This is a genomic window from Mucilaginibacter rubeus, assembly GCF_003286415.2.
Classification (GTDB): domain Bacteria; phylum Bacteroidota; class Bacteroidia; order Sphingobacteriales; family Sphingobacteriaceae; genus Mucilaginibacter; species Mucilaginibacter rubeus_A.
Map to the genome: position 1 here is coordinate 663218 of NZ_CP043450.1, position 20535 is coordinate 683752.

The window sequence follows — 20535 nt, forward strand, 5'->3', positions numbered from 1 at the left end:
TGATGCATCTCTACGTTAAAAAAATGTCTTGCTTGGTTTTAATTACACCGGGCTAGACCATCGGTACTTGAAGCATCGGCGGGTTTAATGATCAGGGCTTTTTCAAAAAAAGGCTTTGCTTCGGCTTTTTTGCCGGCCATAAGCATAGACCAGCCCAGCATGTGGTTGCCGTCATAATCAAAGGGATAAAGCGTTACCACAGTTCTGAAAAGTTTAATTGCCGGTTCGTATTGTTTGCGGTTGTAATAAATTACGCCGCCCCAATAATTGGCCTGGGTATTTTGCGGGTCTATTTTTAATATGGCAAGATATTGCTCCAGTACCTTATCCCAGCTTTGCAAAAAGGAAAGGGGTTTTACATAGCCAAATTTAGCCTCAACCGAGTTGGGTTTCAGGGTTATGGCCTTTTGGTAATAGTTTTGCGAAGCCGTGTAGTTTTTACTAAGGTAGTTGAGCCAGCCCAGCCTGATGGTTATTTCATAGTTATTTTCCGAATAGTATGGATAGATATCGGCAATGGCGGCTACGTAGTTCTTGTTTAATTCGTTAGCATAACTGTTGTGGAAAGCCTTTTGCAGCACCGCATTTGTTTGCGCCTGCAGTTGTGCTGCAAAAGCAAGTAAAAGTATGGCTGTAAACGTTTTCTTTAAAATTTCCATGTTATGCCTAACGTGACAGAGTTTTGGTTGTACTTAACAGCGCGGTAAATGTCTGTTTTCTTTTCGTAAAAGTAATTTAAATTCAGTAAGGCATGGTTACCTATCTGGTAAAAAACGCTTTCCCCGCATTTAAATTTTGTAGGGTCGATAGAATTGTAAACATACAAACCATCGGCATCAAGGTAATCATCCTGGTTGCCAAACGTAGCAGCCGATTCCAGCCAGGTTTTATCCAGTATCTTAAACCCAACCGACTGGCTATAAATAAAAGTATGAACCCCGCTTAAATTCAATATTGACGCCCTGCTCATGGTGTATAAATTGAGGTTCCCTAATGGATAAAAATCCACTTTGGCATCATATTGCTTTAAGGTTTTATCAATCAGCTTTCCCCAGTTAATATCGCCCTGCAAATCAATATAGCGGGTATCATATTTTATACCGAATAAACCGAGATTACTTTGATTGATATTGCTGCGGTAGCTGGTATGCAGGTAATGATATGCCCCAATCAGGCTGATGTTCTTCGCCAGTGAATACTTCGCCCTAACATAATATTCGGTTTGTTTGTCGGTTCGGCCAACCTGGTTCTTATAATCAATAAACCGCGAACGAAAAATATTCTGTTTAAAAAATATGAACGACTGATCCAGCTGTAAACGCCAGAACAGCCTCGCCCCAATACCCGCACGCTCAAAAAAACCATTATCCCGCTCGTTATTGGCGGGGAGTTTTATGCCGCTTTCAAGCGTAGCGTCGGTTAAGCCGTAGGGAGATAGCTTAATGCCTCGTAAGGTTTCCTGATCTAAACGCGAGGCGCTATAGAATGCCGCGCTGTTATTGTTGATATAAGTATTGCAATAATAGTTGTACAGGCGGGCAGTTGTGTTTTGCGGTTCCTTAACTAAAACCCGGTTAAACTGGCTGATGGCCGCTTTGTAGTTGCCGGTAAGCATGTAGGCATATCCAACCTTAAAATGCAAAGCCGGCGAGTCTGTGCTGTTTGTAACTGTTTTATTTACAAAGTTGATGAGTTGTTTCCAGTTACCGGCGTTGTATAGCTGATCGACGGTGCTATCGGGCACAACTACGCCAATGTCTTGCGCATGAGCAACAAGAACAGCGAATAGCAGGACAAAAATGATGGTTAATTTTCTGTACTCCATTGTGCTTCAATATGCCGGTTGTTTATGTTTATAATGAAGGCTTGCAAGTTGCCATGCTCAACAAAAACCGTTGCCTCGCTAAGCGGGATGGTTTTGCCTGCAATTTCCTGGTATTGCCTGGATACAACGTTTAACCCTGTTTTTTTCACCTGGATGCCACTTTTATATTTTATGCTGATGAACCTGTAAAAGGGTGCCGCAAAATCCTGTAACCAAAGCAATATTTTATTATTGGTAAGTGGCACCGGCAGCTCATCGCTGGCCTGGATATACCCGGCATCATTAAAAATAACTTTATAAGCCGCCAGATAAAAGTAATAAAGCAATGATGTTTTATCGCCATAAAAACTGGTGAAGTAAAACATAGTACCATTATTGATGAAATAGGCCGCTGCCCCCGTGGTTTTGCTGTAGATATATGACTGGTTTGCCGCGTCCTTAAAAACTTCCCAATCTTCGGTAGTGCCGGTTTCGGTACTTAGTTTAGCTACAAAACCCGGTTGCAGGTCGAATGCTTTTTTGAGCGATGCATTGACTTCAAAGTTGCAGAGCACGTCATTTTCATTAGGGATAGCATAGCTTTCAAGACTGTTTTGATGACCCTTTTTGTTGAAATAGTATGCAAACGGGTAGGACAATGTTTTGGAACCGATATATGGGGTCGCCTGCAACTGGAAATGTAAATGCGGTTCCGGCGACCGGCCCGAATTGCCACAAAAACCCAGCAGATCGCCTTGTTTTACGCTATCACCGGGTTTAACTTTTATGGAGTTTTTTTTTAGGTGCGATAATTTGGAGTAAAGGCCTGGAGCATGGTTAATTACTACCGTATTTCCCCAGTTTTCTTTCAGGTTTTCCTCGCCAATATCATTATCCTCAACATGGTTTACCACTTGTTCTACAACGCCATCGGCACAAGCTAATACTGGTTTGTTAAAACAATAAAAATGTTCGGGAAGTGTACCCGGGAATTGATACGTTTTCTGCTCATCATCGGTGATCACAAAATCAAGCGCCTGGCCCCATTCGCCTTTGTGGGTAATAGCACCATTATAGCCTTGGGATACCGTCCAGTAACCCATAAATGGCAGGCTGAGTTTAATATATTTCAGATCGTTTAGCCTGTTTTGCAGGTTTAAAACATGATAAAGATTTCTCTCCGGTGAGTAGTGCTGCACCTTGGTTAATAGTAACGTTGAACGATGACCAATCAGCGTTACGAAATAAAGCAGGCTTATATTGATTACGCAAAACGGCAAGGAGAAAATAGGCAGCACATGAACGGCCATGAGTGTGGTAAGCGCGTTGATGACCACAAATCCAAAAGGAATGCAAACTACAGCCAACAGGTAAGAGCGTATCGAGGGGATAGTAAAAAAACTCCCGATAGCCATTGACGCCATCATTAAATTGGCACCCAAATGGTAATAGCTGATGCCCTCAGGGTAAGTATGGGTGATGCTGTTAAAGCCACAGGCTGCTAAGAAACTAATTACCAGTAAACTAAAAGCAATGCGCGAATGAACCAGTATCCCAATGGCGATAAGCATCCCGGCTATGATATGGTGCTGAAACAGCACCGCGCTCAATGAGCGGAAGAAGAGGCTCAACAACCTGGGCAATGCTGCTGCAAGGTACCCTTCGGCCCCGGCAAGGTTACCCGGACCAGTATAAATTTCCTGGAGTAAAGAACTGCTCTTTTGCAACAGGCCGGTATTAAAAATACTGTTAGATGTGAGTAAAACCAGCCAGAATACCAGGATAAAAGGTAAAGAAAGCATCGGCAAGTTCTGTTTACTCAAGCGTTGCGATATGATGATGGATGCAATAACCACCATGCAGCAGGCAACAACAGTCCAGATCACAAACATCAGGTTAACCTGGAAAAATGCCCCGAACGCTATGCCCAACAGCAAACTATTGAAGCTGTAGATCCCCGTGCGGTGATCTTCGCCTGTGAGTTTTAATAGTTTTGTGATTAATAAGGAAAGTAAAACACAGCCCAGCCCGGCGAAACCGGATACCGGGTTAAAGAAAGAAACCAGCAATAAAATGATCCCCAATACCCGGTTCTGCGAAAAAAACAGTACCGAATAGGAATTGAGGACCGGTTTTATAAATGCTGAAATTTGCTTCACTTGTTGTTGTTTAAATGAGCGGGCACTAATTCCGGTTCGGCAGTATATTCAAGTGTTTCGTTTTTGCGGATGAGATGGGTGCGCAATTTTTCATCTATCAACACAACCGCGGGCCGTAAAGTGATAAACTGCATCCATTGGGTCATGTTGTAAGCACCTACTTTGTGAACCACCAGCTGATCGCCGGGATTGAGCGCAGGGAGATTGATACTTTCCCTGATCACATCGATATTCATGCAAAGCGGTCCGTATATCACCATGTTTTCGTTATGCGCCACAAAATCCTGAGCAGGGCTTACCTGGTGTTCATACCAGAAGGATGTAAACAATATATTTACCCCAAAATCAACAATTGTAGCGGCCTTACCGTTAGCCAAACGTTTATTGGCTATAACTGTGCCCAGCAGGTAACCGGCATCATCTATCAATACGCGGCCGCTTTCCAGTATCAGCAAGGGCAAATCATCATTGGCAAAACCAAAATTGAGCAGGGCAGAGGTGATTACTTCCGCAAAATCATCAACCGTTGGTACGGTATCATTTCCCGGCAGGTACGCACCTTTCAGGGTATTGGTTGATGGAAAGCCGCCACCCAGGTCAAGATATTCTATTTTTTGATTTAACTGGGTTTGACAGCTTACTGCAAGTTCGGCCAGTTTATTGGCGGCAATTCCGTAAGCATCAGTGGAGAGCATATAGGTGCCTATATGGCAATGTAATCCTACCAGTTGTAGACTCCCGGAAGTAATGATCTTGTTAATTGCCGACCAGGCCTCTCCGTTTTCGTAGTTAAAGCCAAAGCGGTCCCAAAGCGGGTAAACACCGGTATCCATATTTACGCGGATGGCTACACGTGGTTTATTGCTGAGGTTTTTGCTGAGGTTTAGCAACTGGGTAAGCTCGTCAAAATGATCAATGTGGATCATGGAATCGTGCTCGATAGCCAGTTGCAGGTCATCTGACGATTTGCCGGGGCCGTTAAAGATGATCTTGTTACCGGGTACGCCGTTGTCTAATGCCTTACGATATTCAAAGCCCGAAACTACCTCGGCCCAGCTGCCTTCCTGGTGAAAAATCTGGCAAACAGCATTGAGGTAATTGGTTTTATAGCTCCATGCAAATTGTACCTTAGGGTAGCGCGTGCTGAAAGCGCGGTAAGCTGCACGGTAATTTCTGCGGATCTGTTTTTCGGATAGTACAAACACCGGCGAGCCATAGTTTTCAATTAAACTTTTAACCGAAACGCCGTCGATGCTTTTAACGGGCTGCACACCGGTGCGGGTACCAAATTTGTTCATGGCACCGGCATGTAGTTTTTTTATATATGGTTTTTGGTATGGCAGCTTTTCCATTGTTATAAATTATAATTCGCCAAATGCCGAAATCTGTTGAAAATCGGCGATATCGGCAATATGGTCCCACGAGTACCGGACAAATAGCTTGCCGGCCTGGTAATCGGTATAAGGCTCAATAGCCTCGCCCAAAGCCATTTTGGCAAGAGCAGCAGGCTGATTTTGCCCGGCAGCAGCCGTTAAATAAACCCATGCCGGAAACCGCGGGTTAATTTCCAGTATATATAAATGCCCCTCGGCGGTGCTCATGATCTCCATTTCGTAACCGCCTTTCCAGTTGGTGGCAAGGGCAAAACTGTTGGCCAGTTGGGTTAGGTTATCATCTTTAATGGTAACGCCCGCCCAGGCCTTTCCTTTATCAGTGATATAGAGCTTACGCATGGCAACAATGCTCACGTTGTTCCCCTGTCCATCGCCCAGCGCCGCGATATTGATCTCGTTGCCCCTGATATGCTGTTGCGCTATCACCGGTGTGCCCCAGGTGGCATTAAGCTGATGAAAGGCCTTTAAAGCCTGGTCCATGGTGTAAACTATATAGGCTTCGTAAAACTTCCCTTTTATCACCATGGGGAAACTAAACTCAGCGGCGGCTTTTTGCAGATCGTCGGCAGTGTACAGCTTATGATCTGCAGGTACATAAAAGCTGTGCCTTGTACCAAAGTCTTTCAAGTGTACCTTATCCCTCAATGCCAGCTGCTGCTGTGTAGGGAGATAGCTTGCTATGCCCATTTGCTTTAACTGTGGCGCTATCTTTATAAAATTGAACAGCTCCGAATCAAAGTTGGGGATCACGAGATCAAGGTTCTCCTGCTGGTTGATATAGGTTAGCCGTTCAATGAGGGCAGCCGTACCTTCGGTTGGATAGGGGATCTGGTAGGTTTTATTTACCAGTTCCTTCAAATAAATCCCCGGTTCCAGCGATTCATATGACAAGCCTATTATGCGCAAATCATCCCCGAAACATTCTTTTAAAGAACGAATAACCGCCATCCCCGGACCCGGATTATCATTGGCATTAAGCCCGGTAACGGCAATACATAAATTAGTGTACTTGTTTGCCATCGTCCTTAAATTTCCAGCAGGTTTGCTTCTTTTAGCTGCAGCATCCAATCGTCCCAATCCCTATCCAGCTGGTTTTCGCTCACATCGTACCTGTTAAGGATATCCTGTTTGATCTCAGCGTTGGTTTTGCCATTTTTCATGGCCGCAAGCAATTGAGCCGCCATTCCGTTTCCGGAAAACGAATCGCCGGTGGCCGGGTTAAAAATAAACCCATTCTCGCTGGTGGCAATATTGCTTTTGAGTTTCATTTACAGTTGCAGGTTGGTTAAGTAATAAAGGCTAAACTTAGCAGGTTTATATGAGTTTTACAAAAGGGTCCTTATGATGCCATCAGGTATTCTATCCTTGAGGCAAGTACTTCCATATCCAGCGGCTTTACAAACAAGGCATCGCATTTATAGGAATCGGCCTGTGCTTTTTTTGTTTTAAAGGCGGTAACAATGATGATAGGCACATTGCACAGTTTTTCATCGTCTTTAAAATCCTGGCACACCAGCTCACAGTCGGTATCCAGCAGCAAATAATCCAGGATGATCAGGTCGGGGTTAATCACCTTAGCCTTGTCATATATAGCATTAGGATCATAAGTTAAGTGCACATTAAAATCACCATAATACATAATGTCATCAATTACCGATAACATCCTGCTGTTTTTATCAAGTACTAAAATGGTTTTTTTGTTGCCTGCCGTTTTCATGACTATAAGGATTAGTGTCAATTAATTAATATAAAGTTGAGGCTATTTATGAGGCTTTTAAATAATGTGTCGCTCAATGCCTTCAATGTGCCGATGAATTGATTATTTGTGCCAGTCTTTAATAAAATCGGTATAGTTTGTACCCACAGGTAGTTCAACCTCAGTTAGTTTAACCTTGCGGTTATGGATAGATCTGATCTGGTCGCGCGCTACCACAAAGCTGCGGTGAATGCGGATAAACTTTGCCGAGGGCAGCTTTTCAATAGCGTTTTTCAAGGGCATAAGGGTAAGTATAGGTTTGGATGCGCCCAGCGTATGGATCTTGATGTAATCCTGCATGCTTTCAATGTATTCAATATCTTTAATATTGATTTTGATGAGCCTGTATTCTGAATGTACATATAGGAAATCATCCTCGCCTGAAGTATCGGTATGCTTGTACTGGTAATAGCCTATAGCTTTTTGAACAGCCGCGCCAAAACGCATGTTGTTGATTGGCTTCAGCAGGTAATCAACCGCTTCCAGTTCGTAACCTTCGTACGCATAGTTTTTATAAGCCGTAGTGAAAATGATCATAGGCTTATCTTCCAGTGATTTTACCAGGTCGATACCGGTAATATCGGGCATGTTGATGTCTATGAACAGCACATCTACTTTGTTGCGTTTCAGGTATTCGCCGCCCGATATGGCATCTTCAAAAGTATTAACCAGTGTTAACGCCGGGTATTCGGCTACATATTTTTCAATGATCTGAAGGGCCAATGGCTCATCATCAATAGCTACACATTTCAGTTGCATAATAAATAGTTTTAAGCGTTAATCTCCAGTTCGACAATGAAATTGCCATCTACCGAGTTAATGTCGAGCCGGTGTTTGTTAGGATAAATATGCTGCAGGCGCTGGCGGTTATTGGCAATGCCTATGCCCTTGCGCTCAGTGTCGGGACGTTTTTCAAAAATGGTGTTCTTGCAGATAAACAGCATTTGATTGCCGCTCACCCTCAGGCAAATATTGATAACTGATGGCTGATGCTTGCTTACCCCGTACTTGAACACATTTTCAATAAAGGTCATCAAAACAAGAGGCGGGATTTTTTGATACGTGATCTCGCCTGATACCTCAAAATTTAAAGTTGTTTTTTTGCCGAGACGCAGGCGTTGCAGATCGATATAATCGTTAATACAATCAATTTCATTTTGCAGCAACACAAAATCTTCGGTTACCTCATCGGTTACATAACGCATAATATTCGAGAGCTTCATGATGCTTTCGGATGTATGTTCGCTATTGGTGACCGACAGGGCATAAATATTATTCAGAGTATTGAACAGGAAATGCGGATTGATCTGCGCTTTTAGAAAAGAAAGCTCGGCATGGGCTTTTTCGGCTTCGGCACGCGTAACCATTTGCTCGGTAAGCTGCCATTTCTGAACTGTGGCTATGGCCACGCTCAAGCCCATTACAATAATGAAAATAAACAGCCCGACCATATCAATGTTGCCCGACTGATGGATGAAAATAACCTTGTTAGTGGGTTTAAGGCTCGGGTCCTGCATCCGCAGGTCCTCATGCGGCAATGGGCCGAATGGCATATTTTGCTGATCGGGCGCCGAGGTATCGATACCTGTAGGCGTAATTTGCGGACCTATAGGTTGCGGGTTAGGAACGGCTGCCGTTGCTGGTTTGTTGCCTTTAATAAGGTTATGCAGCAGCAGGTTATCAAAAGGCTGTAAAAAGTAAACGCAGCCTGAAAGCACCAATACAATAAAGCCATACCAGATATATTTTTTGCTGAATACAAACTTTGGTACCAGGTACCAGGCATTCAGGTAAAACATGAAGATATAGGTGAGACAAAACAGCCAGTAATATGGCGAAAACAGTACCGTAAAAGAACCTGCGCTGCTTTGCTGCGTACGGTTCATAAACAAGAGCGGGAACCCTAAAAATACGAGCCAGCCTGCAGCATGAATAAAAAAAGTAGTTGCTTTTGAGCGGATCATTTGATTTTGGATTCTTTTACTTGTCTGCGCCGGTTTAGCATGACCGGTTCGCATTAATAGCATGGATTTAAAATAAAAAAGCACCTGTACTACTGCACAGGTGCTTCATCTTTATGAAAAAAACCTATAATTCAGTGTCCCTGCTCCTGAATTATAAATCAAAGGTGCAGATGGGACATTGTTTTAACAATCATGTGTCGGTAAACCGGGAAATTGTATAGATGAACCGGGCGAGGGGCTATTTTACCAGGAATAACAGACACGGGTGTAAATAAAAAAAGCTTCCTTGCACTCGCTGCTTGGAAGCTCTAACCTAAACCTTATCACTGATCAAATTATTATTTGATGTTGTAAAATTAGCCGCGATGTCGTAACATGAAATTTTGTACCGACGAATAAAGCGATTGAATGGACGGAGTAAGTTTAGCGGGTGTTTTTGTATAGAGCAAAAGATAATGAAATGTAAAACCGCATTAGCCGGAGATAGCGTGCTGGCGTATTCAAGAAGGGGTGGATGGAGTTTTTACGATTTTAGATGTTTGCGTTGTTATATATTGATTGTAAGGATTTTATGATTGACTTGACGTTTTTTCTGTCTTCGTACAGGGCAATGGGTTGATTGGGCCTACTGTTGATTAAAAGGTAGTTGTCGTCAATAATTATCGTTATCTCTTCGCCCCAGGAAAACCATGACACGCCAGAGGTACATTTGAAATAGCCGCGCTCATAATATCTCACATTATGAAAATGAAGTGATTTTAGTACTTTTTTAAGATTGTTTAATACCTCATCCGTCACCTGATATTTTTCAAACACCTGGTTTTGATACAAACGTTTTATAACAAAAATAAAAAACAGAATGAAAATAGATAACCCGATGGTTCCTGGCATTTTCAACTCATTGTTATGGAATTCAAAGGCGTTATAAAGCATTGTAATAGCCACAAATATGCATCCTAACGGAATAGTTGCAAAAAAATAATGGCGGTAAAAGTCAGAAAACTTTACTGGCCATCTGCCTGATGCCTTGATATTGGCAAGTTCGTTATTGGTCATGGTTAATGCGTTGGGTAAATATAATTCACAATTTTAAATTTAGCTTTGCTATTAATTAAGCCTAAAATAGCCCCGCCAGGACATTAATAAAATACCAAAAGATAATGAAGCTTCTCTTAACATCCGCGGGAATCAGTAACGCAAGTATCCGAAATGCTTTGATTGAGTTGCTGGGCAAACCAGTTGCTGAAGCAAGCGCCCTTTTTGTACCAACCGCCATATATGGCATCCCGAATGGTGGCGATATTGTACGGAGGGTGATCAATGGCACATTAGGTGACCCTTTTTGCGAATTAGGTTGGAAATCGCTGGGCTTACTGGAACTTACCGCTTTGCCCAGTATCAAGAGAAAGTTATGGGTTGATATGCTTCAGGAGACCGATGCTTTACTTGTAGGTGGCGGCGATTGCCAATACCTAACCTATTGGATGCAACAGTCCGGACTGGCGGAGTTGTTACCATCGTTATTGCACAGAATGGTATATGTGGGCCTAAGTGCCGGCAGCATGATCATGACCCGCTTTGGAACAAGCTACGGACACCATACGTTGCCGGCGGACAGCAATAAGTCGCTGGGATTTGTTGATTTCGCAATCCATCCGCATTTAGATCATGAATGGTTTCCGGATAATTCCCTGGCCAGTATCGAAAAACTGGCGGCTACCATACCGGTTCCTTCGTATGCAATTGATGATCAAACAGCGATTAAAGTTACTGACGTGGGCATTGAGGTAATTACTGAAGGGCATTGGAAGTTATTTAACCCGTGATATCGGTTTTAATACCACCTGCAACTATACACTCATTTGCGGTATAAACCCTGCTTTAAACATATTAACAAACGACCGTGGAGTTAATACCTGTAGTTTGTTTGCATCAGGCAGTGCTATCCCTTTTTCATATCCGGCGGGGCTCCATAAGTATAGGTGATCGTCTTTTAACAAATAGGATTGATCGTTATAAATCACAAAAGTACCGTTAGGAAGTGCTTTTATATTTTCCTGGTAGGTGACCTTTGATTTATCGGCGGCAATCCGCTCGGTTTGTAAGATTTCATCTATTTTAGATACCGGCGTTTTCATATCAAATCCATATTGTGGGTTTCCTTTCAGCCAAAACTCTTTAAACCTTTGATGATCCTGATACCGGCATTGAAAACAGGGGCGGTGACCGGCCGAAAAAGCAGTAGCTTCATCCAAAAAGAAAAGTTCTGTCCATCGGTCAGGCTGCATAATTTCACGATGACGGCCCCTAAACTCCAGAACACAAGTTATCCAGGCCTTAATTTTAAAGGCACGCACAATTTCTTTATGCTCATTATGTATTACCCCCCGGTTGCCAAGCCATGCACCGCGTTCGGGTGTTTTAATGAGTTGTCCAAATGGGTTTACGCGGTTTTGCAGCATTGTTTTAATCTCTGATGATAACGCTTAAAGCTACATGATTATGTTTAAGAAAGCGCATCGTGAAATATAATGCCCAGGCTATGACGCTTACCGCTATGAACCGGACTTACGCCATGCTTCATGTTCACCCGGTAGTAGCCCTTGCTTCCTTTTACCGGTCGGAAGTTGGTGGTAAATAAAACCATATCGCCCATATCGGGAGTAAGCACATTGGCTTTTGATTGCGCACGCGGAATCTGTTCTGTGAGTACAAATTCGCCGCCGGTATAATCGCTGTTATGCTGATCGAGCATAAACACCATCTGGATCGGGAAGTAAACTTCGCCATACAGGTCCTGGTGGAGGGTATTGAAGCCGCCTTCGGTATATTGTAATATCAGGGCGGTTGGTTTAGTTTGCCCTGCTTCATGGCTTAATTGCTTCATTTCTTCGTGCGTTTCCGGAAATTGCCTATCTATCCCAAGTTCTCGCATCCATGCATTTGCAACAGGAACAATGTGAGGGTAAACGCTTCCCCGCAAATCGGTTATCACAGCGGGCAAGGGGTATTTATAATATTTGTATTCGCCGTAGCCAAACCTATAACGTTCCATGTTAACAGTTTTACGGTAAGCATCAGCCTCATAGTCACCAATTAATATATCGCAGCTTTTTTCATCCAATACCTGTTTAACAATTACAAAGCCTTTATCATGTAACGTATGATTGATCTGATCCCAATCAAGATTTTTGATCCGATCTTTAAGTGTTTGTTCCAATTTCATTTTTGTTATTTTGAATAATGTCAAAGCTATCGTGAGGGCGTTGCGCGGGCAATCCGATTCTTGCGGTGTTTTGCTTTCAATCAATCGATTATAAGTGTTCGGAAGAAATGAAAAAAGTGCGGGATTGTGCGATTCCCTCCCCTGGGAGGGGGGAGGGAGGGGTTTCATCAGTATCCAAATTTTTAAATACGTAGAAACCCCTCCCTGCTATTGCACATCCCGGCGCACCCCTCCCGGGGGAGGGAATGAAAGAATCTTCCAAATGCTTATTTTATTAATTATAAATTATAAGGAGTTTATACCATGGATATTAAAGTAAAACGGGTTTATGAGCCTTACGATAAAACCGATGGAGTAAGGATTTTGGTAGACCGCCTCTGGCCGCGCGGAATAAAAAAGGAAGATGCACATATCGATAAATGGTTTAAGGAGATTGCACCATCTAACGATTTAAGGAAATGGTATAATCATGATCCTGAAAAGTTTGAGGCTTTCAATAAGAAGTATCATGCAGAAATAGATGGAACAATGGCATTGGACGAAATAGTGGATTATATCAAAGCGCATAAAACAGTGACATTGGTGTTTTCGTCAAAGGAGCTGAATTTGAATAATGCGGTGGTATTGAAAAATATAATTGATGATCGTGTCGTTTGAAAACTCAGCAAGAATCGGATTGTTCAGGGCTGTTGAGGCCGGTAATTTTGTGTTATAAAAATAAGAGCTCGATTAAATTTATTTAATAATAACACATCATGAAAACTCAGCAAGAAATAGATTATACCCGTATAGCGGATGCAATAGGCTTTTTTAAAGAAAACTTTAAGGCTCAACCAAAATTAGATGAAGTGGCAGAACACGTTAATTTAAGTCCTTTCCATTTCCAGCGTATGTTTAAGGATTGGGCAGGGGTAACCCCAAAACAGTTTCTGCAATATTTAAGTGTGGAACATGCCAAGGAAATATTAAAACAGGAGGATGCCAACGTATTCAATACCGCATTGGAAACCGGTCTTTCGGGAGGCGGCCGCTTGCACGACTTGTTTATTAAGGTAGAAGGTATGACACCCGGCGAATACCGCAACGGAGGCGCTATGCTGCAGATTAATTATTCTTTCGCTGATACACCTTTTGGCAAGGTGATCGTAGCATCAACATCTAAGGGTATTTGCCACATGGCTTTTGTTGATGAGGGCGAAGAGAAAGCACTGGAGCAAATAAAAACAAATTTCCCGAATGCGGTGTATAACCAGTTAGTTGATAGGATCCAGCAGAATGCCCTGTTTATTTTTACACAGGATTGGAGCCGTTTGGACGAGATCAAACTGCATTTAAAAGGTACCGATTTCCAGATCAAAGTTTGGGAAACACTGTTGAAGGTCCCGGCAGGAGGGTTAACTACCTACGCCTCGCTCGCCAAAAAAGCAGGCAGTGAAAATGCTTACCGGGCTGTTGGAACAGCCGTAGGTAGCAACCCGGTAGCCTTTCTGATCCCATGTCACCGCGTAATTAAATCAACCGGCGAAATTGGCCAATACCACTGGGGCAGCAGCCGTAAAAATGCCATTATTGGATGGGAAGCGGCGTTGAAGGAAAGTGTGGAGTAAGAGTAAAAATCAATAAACCATGTCATTGCGAGCGCAGCGTGGCAACCGCATGGAAGCAAATCCGCCTGTATAGCATGCGGTTGCTTCGTCGTTCTTCCTCGCAATGACATTTTTTTACCTTGTATTCCTTATTTCTCAACAACATTTTTTGAGTTGAGCAGAAGCTACTCAATGCCCCACACTCACCACCCGCTTCACTTTCCATTGCCCATCCTGGTATTGCCAAACGTGTACAAACTTCATTACACCAACAATTTGCTTTCCATTTTCGGTATGGGTAAACTTATGTGTACCCATTTCAATTGCACCAAAACCAGGCATAGGATAAACTTCAAGCGTTTCCTTAAGCAGATCACGACGTAGGTCTGCCGCCTGTTTGTTTTCAAAGATACCTTTGAAGCCCGCCATGGTTGCATCGTAGCCTGTTACGCCCTTGCCATCATTATAAAACTCAACATCGGGGGTAAACAGCGTTTTCATCACATCCAGGTTGCGGTTATTAAACGCGTTGAACATAACGCTGTCCATATGTGCAATAGTGTTGAATAATTGCTGATCTTTTGGTTTAAAAGCTGTGGTTTGTGCATTGGTATTAGCTGCCAATAGCAACATAACAATGCCTGTAGTAAATAGGATATAGGTCGATTTTTTCATAATATTCATTGTAATCAAATATACTGTTATGACGTGCCGTATTGACGTATTGTGACAGTATTATCAGCTGTTTTTATAGCTGATAATGGTTTGAACCACCGCCGCAATTCATAATTAAGTCAAAAAGCTCCCGATTAACATATTTTAACGGTTTATGCTTAGCACTGGTGTAATATTTGGACACCATTTTACGTAACTTTACTTATTAAATAAAGCGCGATGAAAAAGAATATCTTCATTATAGCCTTGATGCTTACAGTAGGTTTGTTCAGCGGCACGGTAAAAGCCCAGCAAACAGCATCGTTAATAGCCGATCAAAACCCGCGTTATATGGAAAGCCAGGCAAAATATATCAGGGTTGCCGATACCCTGAACAGCCTGCACGGTACAACTATCCAAAATACTTATAAAGCGTACGACTGGTACGAAGCCAAACTGGAACGCCGCCGTCAAAACCGCGAGTGGAGGCATGAGGAACGCATGAATGGATACTATGATTATTCACCTTCCTGGGGTTTATATGGTGGCTACTCCTATTCGCCATATTTAAACTATGGTTGGGGCAACCGTTGGGGCGGTAATTGGGGTGGCCGCTGGGGTGGCCGTACAAGCATTGGCATCGGCTTTGGCTGGTAACAATTACGGAAGCATTCAATCTAACATATCATAATTTATAATATATACTACAGATGAAATTCAACAGGATCTTAACAGTTGCTGCAATAGCAGTTTCAGGAATTTTTATAGCCTCATGTTCAAGGCAGGTTACACGCGTTAGCACCGACCAAACTATTGATGTTAGCGGCAACTGGAATAACAGTGATGCACGCATGGCAGCCGATGAGCTCACCGGCAAAATTTTAGGTGCTAACTGGATTGATACGCACGTTAGCGAGCACCAGGGTAAACGCCCGGTAGTTATAGTTGGCTTTGTGCAAAATAAAAGCCATGAACATATCGATGCCGAAACATTCTTAACTGATATCGAAAGCTCATTTATTCAATCGCAAAAAGTACGTTTGGTACAAGGCGGTAAAAAACGTGAAGAGCTGCGCGCCGAAAAAGCAGATCAGCAAACAAACGCATCTGTATCAACCATGAAAAAATTTGGTTTGGAAAACGGTGCCGATTACATACTACAAGGTTCAATCAACTCTATCGTTGATGCGCACAAACGCCAAAAAGTTGTTTACTACCAGGTAAACCTGGAGCTTACCAACATCCAGACCAATGAAGTAGTTTGGATAGGCGAAAAGAAAATTGCCAAATACGTTAAAAACTAAAGCCCGTATACATTATTGCCCTGAACATGGTACGCCCGTGTTCGGGGCAGTTTGCATTTAATAATGGTCAACTTACGTACGCATATTCTCCGGGTATTTTCTTTTATCGGGCTGATGCTTTTTTTATCGGCGTGTTCAACCTATAATCAAAGTGTTGCGCCTTATTATAAAAATGTTTCGGCCGGTAACTATCCCCAGGCCGAGAAAGAGCTTGATAAAAACAGCCTGATCCAGACACCCCGCAATAAACTCCTGTACCTGATGGAGAAGGGGAGGATTTGCCATTTAAAAGGCGAATACGAAAACAGCAACAACTACTTTAACCAGGCCGATCAATTGCTTGACCAAGGTTTAACCAGCGCCTCAGACGCTGCCGTTGGTGTTTTGCTTAACTCGGCATCGCAAAAATATAAAGGCGAGGATTTTGAGAAGTTCATGATCCATTATTATAAAGCGCTTAATTATTTATACCTCAATAAAACAGAAGACGCTATAGTTGAGGCCCGCCGCATCACTTTGCAGGCCCAGGAACAAGGCGATAAGTATAACAACAAAGACAGTCGTTATTCAAATGATGCTTTCGCGCTAACGCTGCAGGGCATGTTGTACGAAAGCAATAACGATGTCAACAACGCCTTTATATCGTACAGGAACGCGGCCGAAATTTATCTGAAAAGTCCTGATAAAACTTATTACGGTACCACAATGCCTGTTGAGTTGGAAGAGGACGTGATCCGCACGGCAAAGCTGAATGGTTTTACAACCGAGGCCGACCAGTTTGAAACAACCTTTGGTATCAAATATGAACCCGTAAAGCCATCGGATGGCGGGGAGCTGATCTTTTTTTGGGAAAACGGCCTTGCACCGGTAAAAACACAGGTCGATTTATTTTTCAGCCTCATTCGCAACAGCAATGGTGATCTGTTTTTTACCGACGCAGCCGGAGGTATAGTAGTTCCCTTTAATTATGACGGCGACAGGAACAGGGTAAATACCAAATCAGTTGAAAGCCTTCGTGTCGCGTTCCCAAAATACGTTGCCCAAACACCTTATTATTCAAGCGCGAGTATCTCCGTTAATAATCAGGATGCGCAGCTTGTAAAAGCCGAGGATATCAATGAACTGGCATTTAAAACGTTGCAGCAACGTGCACTAAAAGAAATGAGCGGCATCCTGTCGCGGTTGGCGGTGAAAAAAATAGCCGAATATTCATTACGTGCAGCGGCCAAAAGCGATGGCAAAACCAATGGGTTGTTGGAAGGACTTGGCTACGGTATACAGTTATACAGTTTACTATCCGAAAAGGCAGATACACGCAACTGGCAAAGCCTACCTGCTTATATTTCCTACACCCGTGTTCCCTTACAAAAAGGGGATAACCAGGTGCGCATTACACTCAAAAACGCGCAGGGCGCTACAGAAACTAAAACCATTAAAGTACAAGGTACAGGCAGGTTGCAGTTTTATAATTATGCTACATTGAGATAATCAAGAGTTTCTTCCTTTATTGTTGTTGACTTTAGTCAACGGCTAAAAAAGGGGAGAGGCCGGCTTTAACCCAAAATGTGCTGTATTTTGGCTAAAGCCTTTTCTCATCGCAATCATTCCGTTGACTACAGTCGACGGTAATGAGTTATTCGTTTAATTTCAATGTTTGAAAATAAAAAAGCCACTTGCTTTTAAACAGATGGCTGATTTATGTGATAGGGTTTAGGTTATATATTTACCCTTAAAAACTTCTTTGTGATTCTGTTATAAAAATAGATTTAAAATTCTCGTCCTGAAATACCCCTTTGTAGGTATATTTTGTCGTTGTAATCCTGTTTATTTCTTACAGCTTGCTAATAATAGGCTAATAATTAAAACAGAATTTTGTTAGTGATATAGCTTTTTCCACTATATAATGTTGAACGAGGTAACACTAAGAGATGCCCATGAGGGCGACGTAGAAATTATAGCCGACCTGATGACCGATCTGAGCTATCCGACTACGGCGGCTGAAATGCAGGTGCGCATGGAATCTATCTTTGTCCATCCAGATTATAAAACAATCCTGGCAGTTTATAACGGTGAGATAGTTGGCATGGCTGGTTTGGTAAAAGGGAATTATTACGAAAAGAATGGCAAATACCTCCGTGTGCTGGCTTTTGTAGTGAAGCAAACCGCACGTAACCTCGGTATCGGTAAAATATTAATTAAAGCCTGTGAAGATTATGCCGTTGAAAAAGGCCTGAATACCGTAATCATCAATAGCGGTAACCGTGATGACCGGAAGGTTGCCCATGCCTTTTACCAAAAAATGGGTTATGCTATCCGGTCTTCGGGGTTTGTAAAGCAGGTTTAAGCCAGTTGCTTTTCTGTTACTGATATCAGGTTTACCAACTCTGTCCCTGCTATTTCAACAGCCCCATTATTTTGTATCTCGATGCAGTTTTCAAGATTGGTGTTGAGCTCGGCAGTGCGGGCTATTCGTTTGGCAATTTCCTCTGCATCTTCACGCCCGCGCACAGCCAAACGGCTTGCAATAATTTCAGGACTGGCCGTTATCAATACTACTTTTAAATCAGGATAAAGGCGCTGCGCAACCGGCAGGTATTCGCGTGAACCGTTAACAACCACGTTAAAACCTTTATTAAGCCAGCTGTTTATTTCCTGTCCAATACCATAGTACTTGTCATGGCTGCCCCAGTTTAAGGCAAACATGCCGGCTTTGCTCCTTAACGCGAATTCCTCATTGGTTAAACTAACATGGTTCTCGTTGCCCGAAAACGGCGGACGGGTGATGTATCGGTGTGCAAACACCACATTTTCAGATCCGTTGATCTGTTTGCGGGCATAATTTATCAGGGTGTCTTTGCCTGCTCCGGATGCGCCAATAACATAAAATAACTTGCTCATGATTGGGGATATAATGGTTTTATGGTTGAAAGTACCAGGTCGTTTGAATTACTGTTGATGGAGTTTTTGATCAGCTGGTACGTTTGATCAGCAGCTGCTTTCAGCGCCTCATCTAAGTTTACGGCATTATAAAAATGGTTCAATATAAATGTTGCTAAAAATGCGTCGCCCGTGCCACCATAGTTTTTGGGCAATACATTGTGCCAATAATTATAACATTCATCACCCTTATAATATTGTATGCCTGTTTTATCATCACCGGTTTTAATGCTGGTAATAACCAGTTGCGCATTAGGATATTGTTTCCGGAATGCTTCGATATAAAATGTATTGGGTTGATTGTCATCGGGCTCATGACCGGTCAGGATCTTGATTTCGGTGAGGTTAGGGAATACCAGATGGGCAAGATTGATAAGTACAGGCCAGCGGGCTATTACATCCGCAGGCACGTAGGCTCGCCCATGATCGCCGCAAACCGGATCAACAATAATTGTTTTTATGATATGCCGGTAGGTGTTTATCATCGCCATGATCACATCCACCTGTTCGGCTTTGCCCAGGTAGCCTATATAGAGGATCAACTCGAGCTCGCGGTTTGCGGCCAGTTCAAATGAGCTTTGAAGCAATTCTGTGAATGGTACATCAAGCTTTTTAACAAGCGCCATATTTGTAAGGCCGTTTAACATCAGACTTGGCACCGGTAAAATCCGTTCACCTAAAATAGTAGTAAACGTTTTTAAGCTGGCTGTGCCATGCACCGCGAAACTACTGATAGCTAATACATGCGGTGTTTTCACAATCAGGGTATTACAAGTGTGGTAGTGATGCCAAAATGATCGCTCGGGTACAGGCCGGTTTCTTCATCAGGTACATTTAATACAACTGCCGAATCGATAAACTGTGGATATTTATCGCTTCCGGGTAGTGGAAGGGTAAAAATAAGATCTACACATACCTGCTTGTTGGCTTTATAGTAGGCCTCGGTAAGACTGTATCTCGGCTCGGTGCCATTGCCTTCGGTAAAACAATCGGCGGCAGCTGATAATGCTCTGAAAGCCATAACCGCCTCAGAATCGGGTGTAGCATTAAAATCACCGCAAATAATATGATACGGATGGGCTGCGTTGGCATTGACAAAACCGGCAAGCGCTTCGGCCTGCGCTTTTCTTAAACCTTTATTGTTGCCTAAATGCGTAAGATGGGTTGTGGTAATGGTAACGTTTTTTCCAGATGGCAGATTTGCAGTTACCTGGAAAGCCTTGCGGTCGTTATCCTCGGGTACTACGGGCAAATCAAAGCCTTCGGTTGCGGTAAGCGGATAAACAGATAATATACCCAGTCCGGATGTGCTGTTAACCATCCTGCCCTCAAACAGGCGTTTTTTGGATCTTCCGGGTAAAAAACTGTAGTTCATATTTAATTCGTTAGCCAAAAACTTCAGGGTATCGGCATTAGCTTCTTCGCTGTAAAAGCATTCCTGGCAGGCTATAACATGGGGTTTTAATTGTTTAAGTTGTTTGGCAAGTATGCCCATGCGCACCCGGTATTCACCATCACATTTCCAAGTATTTATGGTGATAATTTTAACATTTTCCACATCAGCAATATCAGCAATCTAAATTGTACAATCAACATTCGTTAATTATTAGCTGATGATTAGTTTTTAATTAAAGTTGCTGTTTGGCCTCAATTGTAGTAGTAGGTTCGTGCAAAAAATGATAGTTGATCTTTGAAATATTAGTGAATGGTTAGTGTATGGTTTGTTTTGTGTTTTGTGTGGGTTAATTTAA

General features: G+C 42.8%; 23 protein-coding genes. 7 read left to right on the plus strand and 16 right to left on the minus strand.

Annotated elements, in window-relative coordinates; genetic code table 11:
• Positions 1-38: 38 nt before the first annotated feature.
• The 10 genes from DEO27_RS02605 to DEO27_RS02650 form a co-directional block, all read right to left on the minus strand.
• Positions 39-659: a tetratricopeptide repeat protein gene (locus DEO27_RS02605; RefSeq protein WP_112569437.1), complete on the minus strand. Its 621-nt coding sequence runs from the start codon at positions 657-659 to the stop codon at positions 39-41.
• On the minus strand, positions 647-1825 hold the full coding sequence (locus DEO27_RS02610; RefSeq protein ID WP_112569439.1) for a tetratricopeptide repeat protein: 1179 nt from the start codon (positions 1823-1825) through the stop codon (positions 647-649). Before DEO27_RS02610 ends, DEO27_RS02605 begins: the two co-directional genes overlap by 13 nt.
• Positions 1807-3963 carry an urea transporter gene (locus tag DEO27_RS02615; protein ID WP_112569441.1) on the minus strand — a complete coding sequence of 719 codons (2157 nt, stop codon included), beginning with the start codon at positions 3961-3963 and terminating at the stop codon, positions 1807-1809. The genes DEO27_RS02610 and DEO27_RS02615 overlap by 19 nt, the downstream gene beginning before the upstream one ends.
• A complete protein-coding gene (locus DEO27_RS02620; protein ID WP_112569443.1) occupies positions 3960-5315 on the minus strand; it encodes an alanine racemase in 1356 nt (451 codons plus the stop codon). Before DEO27_RS02620 ends, DEO27_RS02615 begins: the two co-directional genes overlap by 4 nt.
• A 9-nt stretch (positions 5316-5324) precedes the next feature.
• Positions 5325-6377, minus strand: coding sequence for an ATP-grasp domain-containing protein (locus tag DEO27_RS02625; protein WP_112569445.1), 1053 nt, complete (start codon positions 6375-6377; stop codon positions 5325-5327).
• Between the two features lie 5 nt (positions 6378-6382).
• Positions 6383-6625, minus strand: coding sequence for a PqqD family protein (locus DEO27_RS02630; protein WP_112569447.1), 243 nt, complete (start codon positions 6623-6625; stop codon positions 6383-6385).
• Between the two features lie 71 nt (positions 6626-6696).
• Complete coding sequence (locus DEO27_RS02635) at positions 6697-7074, minus strand: response regulator (protein WP_112569450.1); 378 nt, start codon at positions 7072-7074, stop codon at positions 6697-6699.
• A gap of 102 nt (positions 7075-7176) precedes the next feature.
• Positions 7177-7872, minus strand: a complete 696-nt coding sequence (locus tag DEO27_RS02640; protein WP_112569452.1) for a LytR/AlgR family response regulator transcription factor — start codon at positions 7870-7872, stop codon at positions 7177-7179.
• Positions 7873-7883: 11 nt separating this feature from the next.
• Entirely contained in the window at positions 7884-9077 is a 1194-nt protein-coding gene (locus DEO27_RS02645) for a sensor histidine kinase (protein ID WP_190295300.1), read from the minus strand.
• A gap of 531 nt (positions 9078-9608) precedes the next feature.
• Positions 9609-10133, minus strand: coding sequence for a hypothetical protein (locus DEO27_RS02650; RefSeq protein WP_112569456.1), 525 nt, complete (start codon positions 10131-10133; stop codon positions 9609-9611).
• 104 nt (positions 10134-10237) lie between these two features.
• On the opposite strand from DEO27_RS02650, the gene DEO27_RS02655 reads away from it, so the two are divergent.
• Entirely contained in the window at positions 10238-10903 is a 666-nt protein-coding gene (locus DEO27_RS02655; RefSeq protein WP_112569458.1) for a Type 1 glutamine amidotransferase-like domain-containing protein, read from the plus strand.
• Between the two features lie 24 nt (positions 10904-10927).
• On the opposite strand, the gene DEO27_RS02660 is transcribed toward DEO27_RS02655, so the two are convergent.
• Positions 10928-11539 (minus strand): hypothetical protein, encoded by a 612-nt coding sequence (locus DEO27_RS02660; protein WP_112569460.1) that lies wholly within the window; start codon positions 11537-11539, stop codon positions 10928-10930.
• Between the two features lie 44 nt (positions 11540-11583).
• The gene (locus DEO27_RS02665; RefSeq protein ID WP_112569461.1) at positions 11584-12303 is read right to left on the minus strand and encodes a 2OG-Fe(II) oxygenase; all 720 of its coding nucleotides are present in this window, start codon (positions 12301-12303) and stop codon (positions 11584-11586) included.
• Positions 12304-12606: 303 nt separating this feature from the next.
• Here DEO27_RS02665 and DEO27_RS02670 point away from each other — a divergent pair, with 303 nt between their 5' ends.
• Positions 12607-12960 carry a DUF488 domain-containing protein gene (locus tag DEO27_RS02670; RefSeq protein WP_112569462.1) on the plus strand — a complete coding sequence of 118 codons (354 nt, stop codon included), beginning with the start codon at positions 12607-12609 and terminating at the stop codon, positions 12958-12960.
• Between the two features lie 98 nt (positions 12961-13058).
• On the plus strand, positions 13059-13910 hold the full coding sequence (locus DEO27_RS02675) for a bifunctional helix-turn-helix domain-containing protein/methylated-DNA--[protein]-cysteine S-methyltransferase (protein ID WP_112569464.1): 852 nt from the start codon (positions 13059-13061) through the stop codon (positions 13908-13910).
• A gap of 168 nt (positions 13911-14078) precedes the next feature.
• On the opposite strand, the gene DEO27_RS02680 is transcribed toward DEO27_RS02675, so the two are convergent.
• On the minus strand, positions 14079-14564 hold the full coding sequence (locus DEO27_RS02680; RefSeq protein ID WP_190295301.1) for a nuclear transport factor 2 family protein: 486 nt from the start codon (positions 14562-14564) through the stop codon (positions 14079-14081).
• Positions 14565-14783: 219 nt separating this feature from the next.
• Here DEO27_RS02680 and DEO27_RS02685 point away from each other — a divergent pair, with 219 nt between their 5' ends.
• The 4 genes from DEO27_RS02685 to DEO27_RS02700 all read left to right on the plus strand — a co-directional run bounded on the left by DEO27_RS02685 (position 14784) and on the right by DEO27_RS02700 (position 18191).
• Positions 14784-15200 carry a hypothetical protein gene (locus DEO27_RS02685; protein ID WP_112569468.1) on the plus strand — a complete coding sequence of 139 codons (417 nt, stop codon included), beginning with the start codon at positions 14784-14786 and terminating at the stop codon, positions 15198-15200.
• A gap of 53 nt (positions 15201-15253) precedes the next feature.
• Entirely contained in the window at positions 15254-15847 is a 594-nt protein-coding gene (locus DEO27_RS02690; protein ID WP_112569470.1) for a penicillin-binding protein activator LpoB, read from the plus strand.
• A gap of 114 nt (positions 15848-15961) precedes the next feature.
• Positions 15962-17335: a COG3014 family protein gene (locus DEO27_RS02695; RefSeq protein ID WP_223818147.1), complete on the plus strand. Its 1374-nt coding sequence runs from the start codon at positions 15962-15964 to the stop codon at positions 17333-17335.
• A gap of 415 nt (positions 17336-17750) precedes the next feature.
• Complete coding sequence (locus tag DEO27_RS02700) at positions 17751-18191, plus strand: GNAT family N-acetyltransferase (protein WP_112569474.1); 441 nt, start codon at positions 17751-17753, stop codon at positions 18189-18191.
• On the opposite strand, the gene phnN is transcribed toward DEO27_RS02700, so the two are convergent.
• From phnN to DEO27_RS02715, 3 genes are read right to left on the minus strand one after another with little or no spacing between them, the layout of a single operon-like run.
• A complete protein-coding gene (gene phnN / locus DEO27_RS02705) occupies positions 18188-18745 on the minus strand; it encodes a phosphonate metabolism protein/1,5-bisphosphokinase (PRPP-forming) PhnN (protein ID WP_112569476.1) in 558 nt (185 codons plus the stop codon). The genes DEO27_RS02700 and phnN overlap by 4 nt on opposite strands.
• Positions 18742-19542, minus strand: a complete 801-nt coding sequence (locus tag DEO27_RS02710) for a bifunctional hydroxymethylpyrimidine kinase/phosphomethylpyrimidine kinase (protein ID WP_112569478.1) — start codon at positions 19540-19542, stop codon at positions 18742-18744. The genes phnN and DEO27_RS02710 overlap by 4 nt, the downstream gene beginning before the upstream one ends.
• A 2-nt stretch (positions 19543-19544) precedes the next feature.
• Complete coding sequence (locus tag DEO27_RS02715) at positions 19545-20342, minus strand: endonuclease/exonuclease/phosphatase family protein (protein ID WP_112569480.1); 798 nt, start codon at positions 20340-20342, stop codon at positions 19545-19547.
• Between the last annotated feature and the right edge of the window lie 193 nt (positions 20343-20535).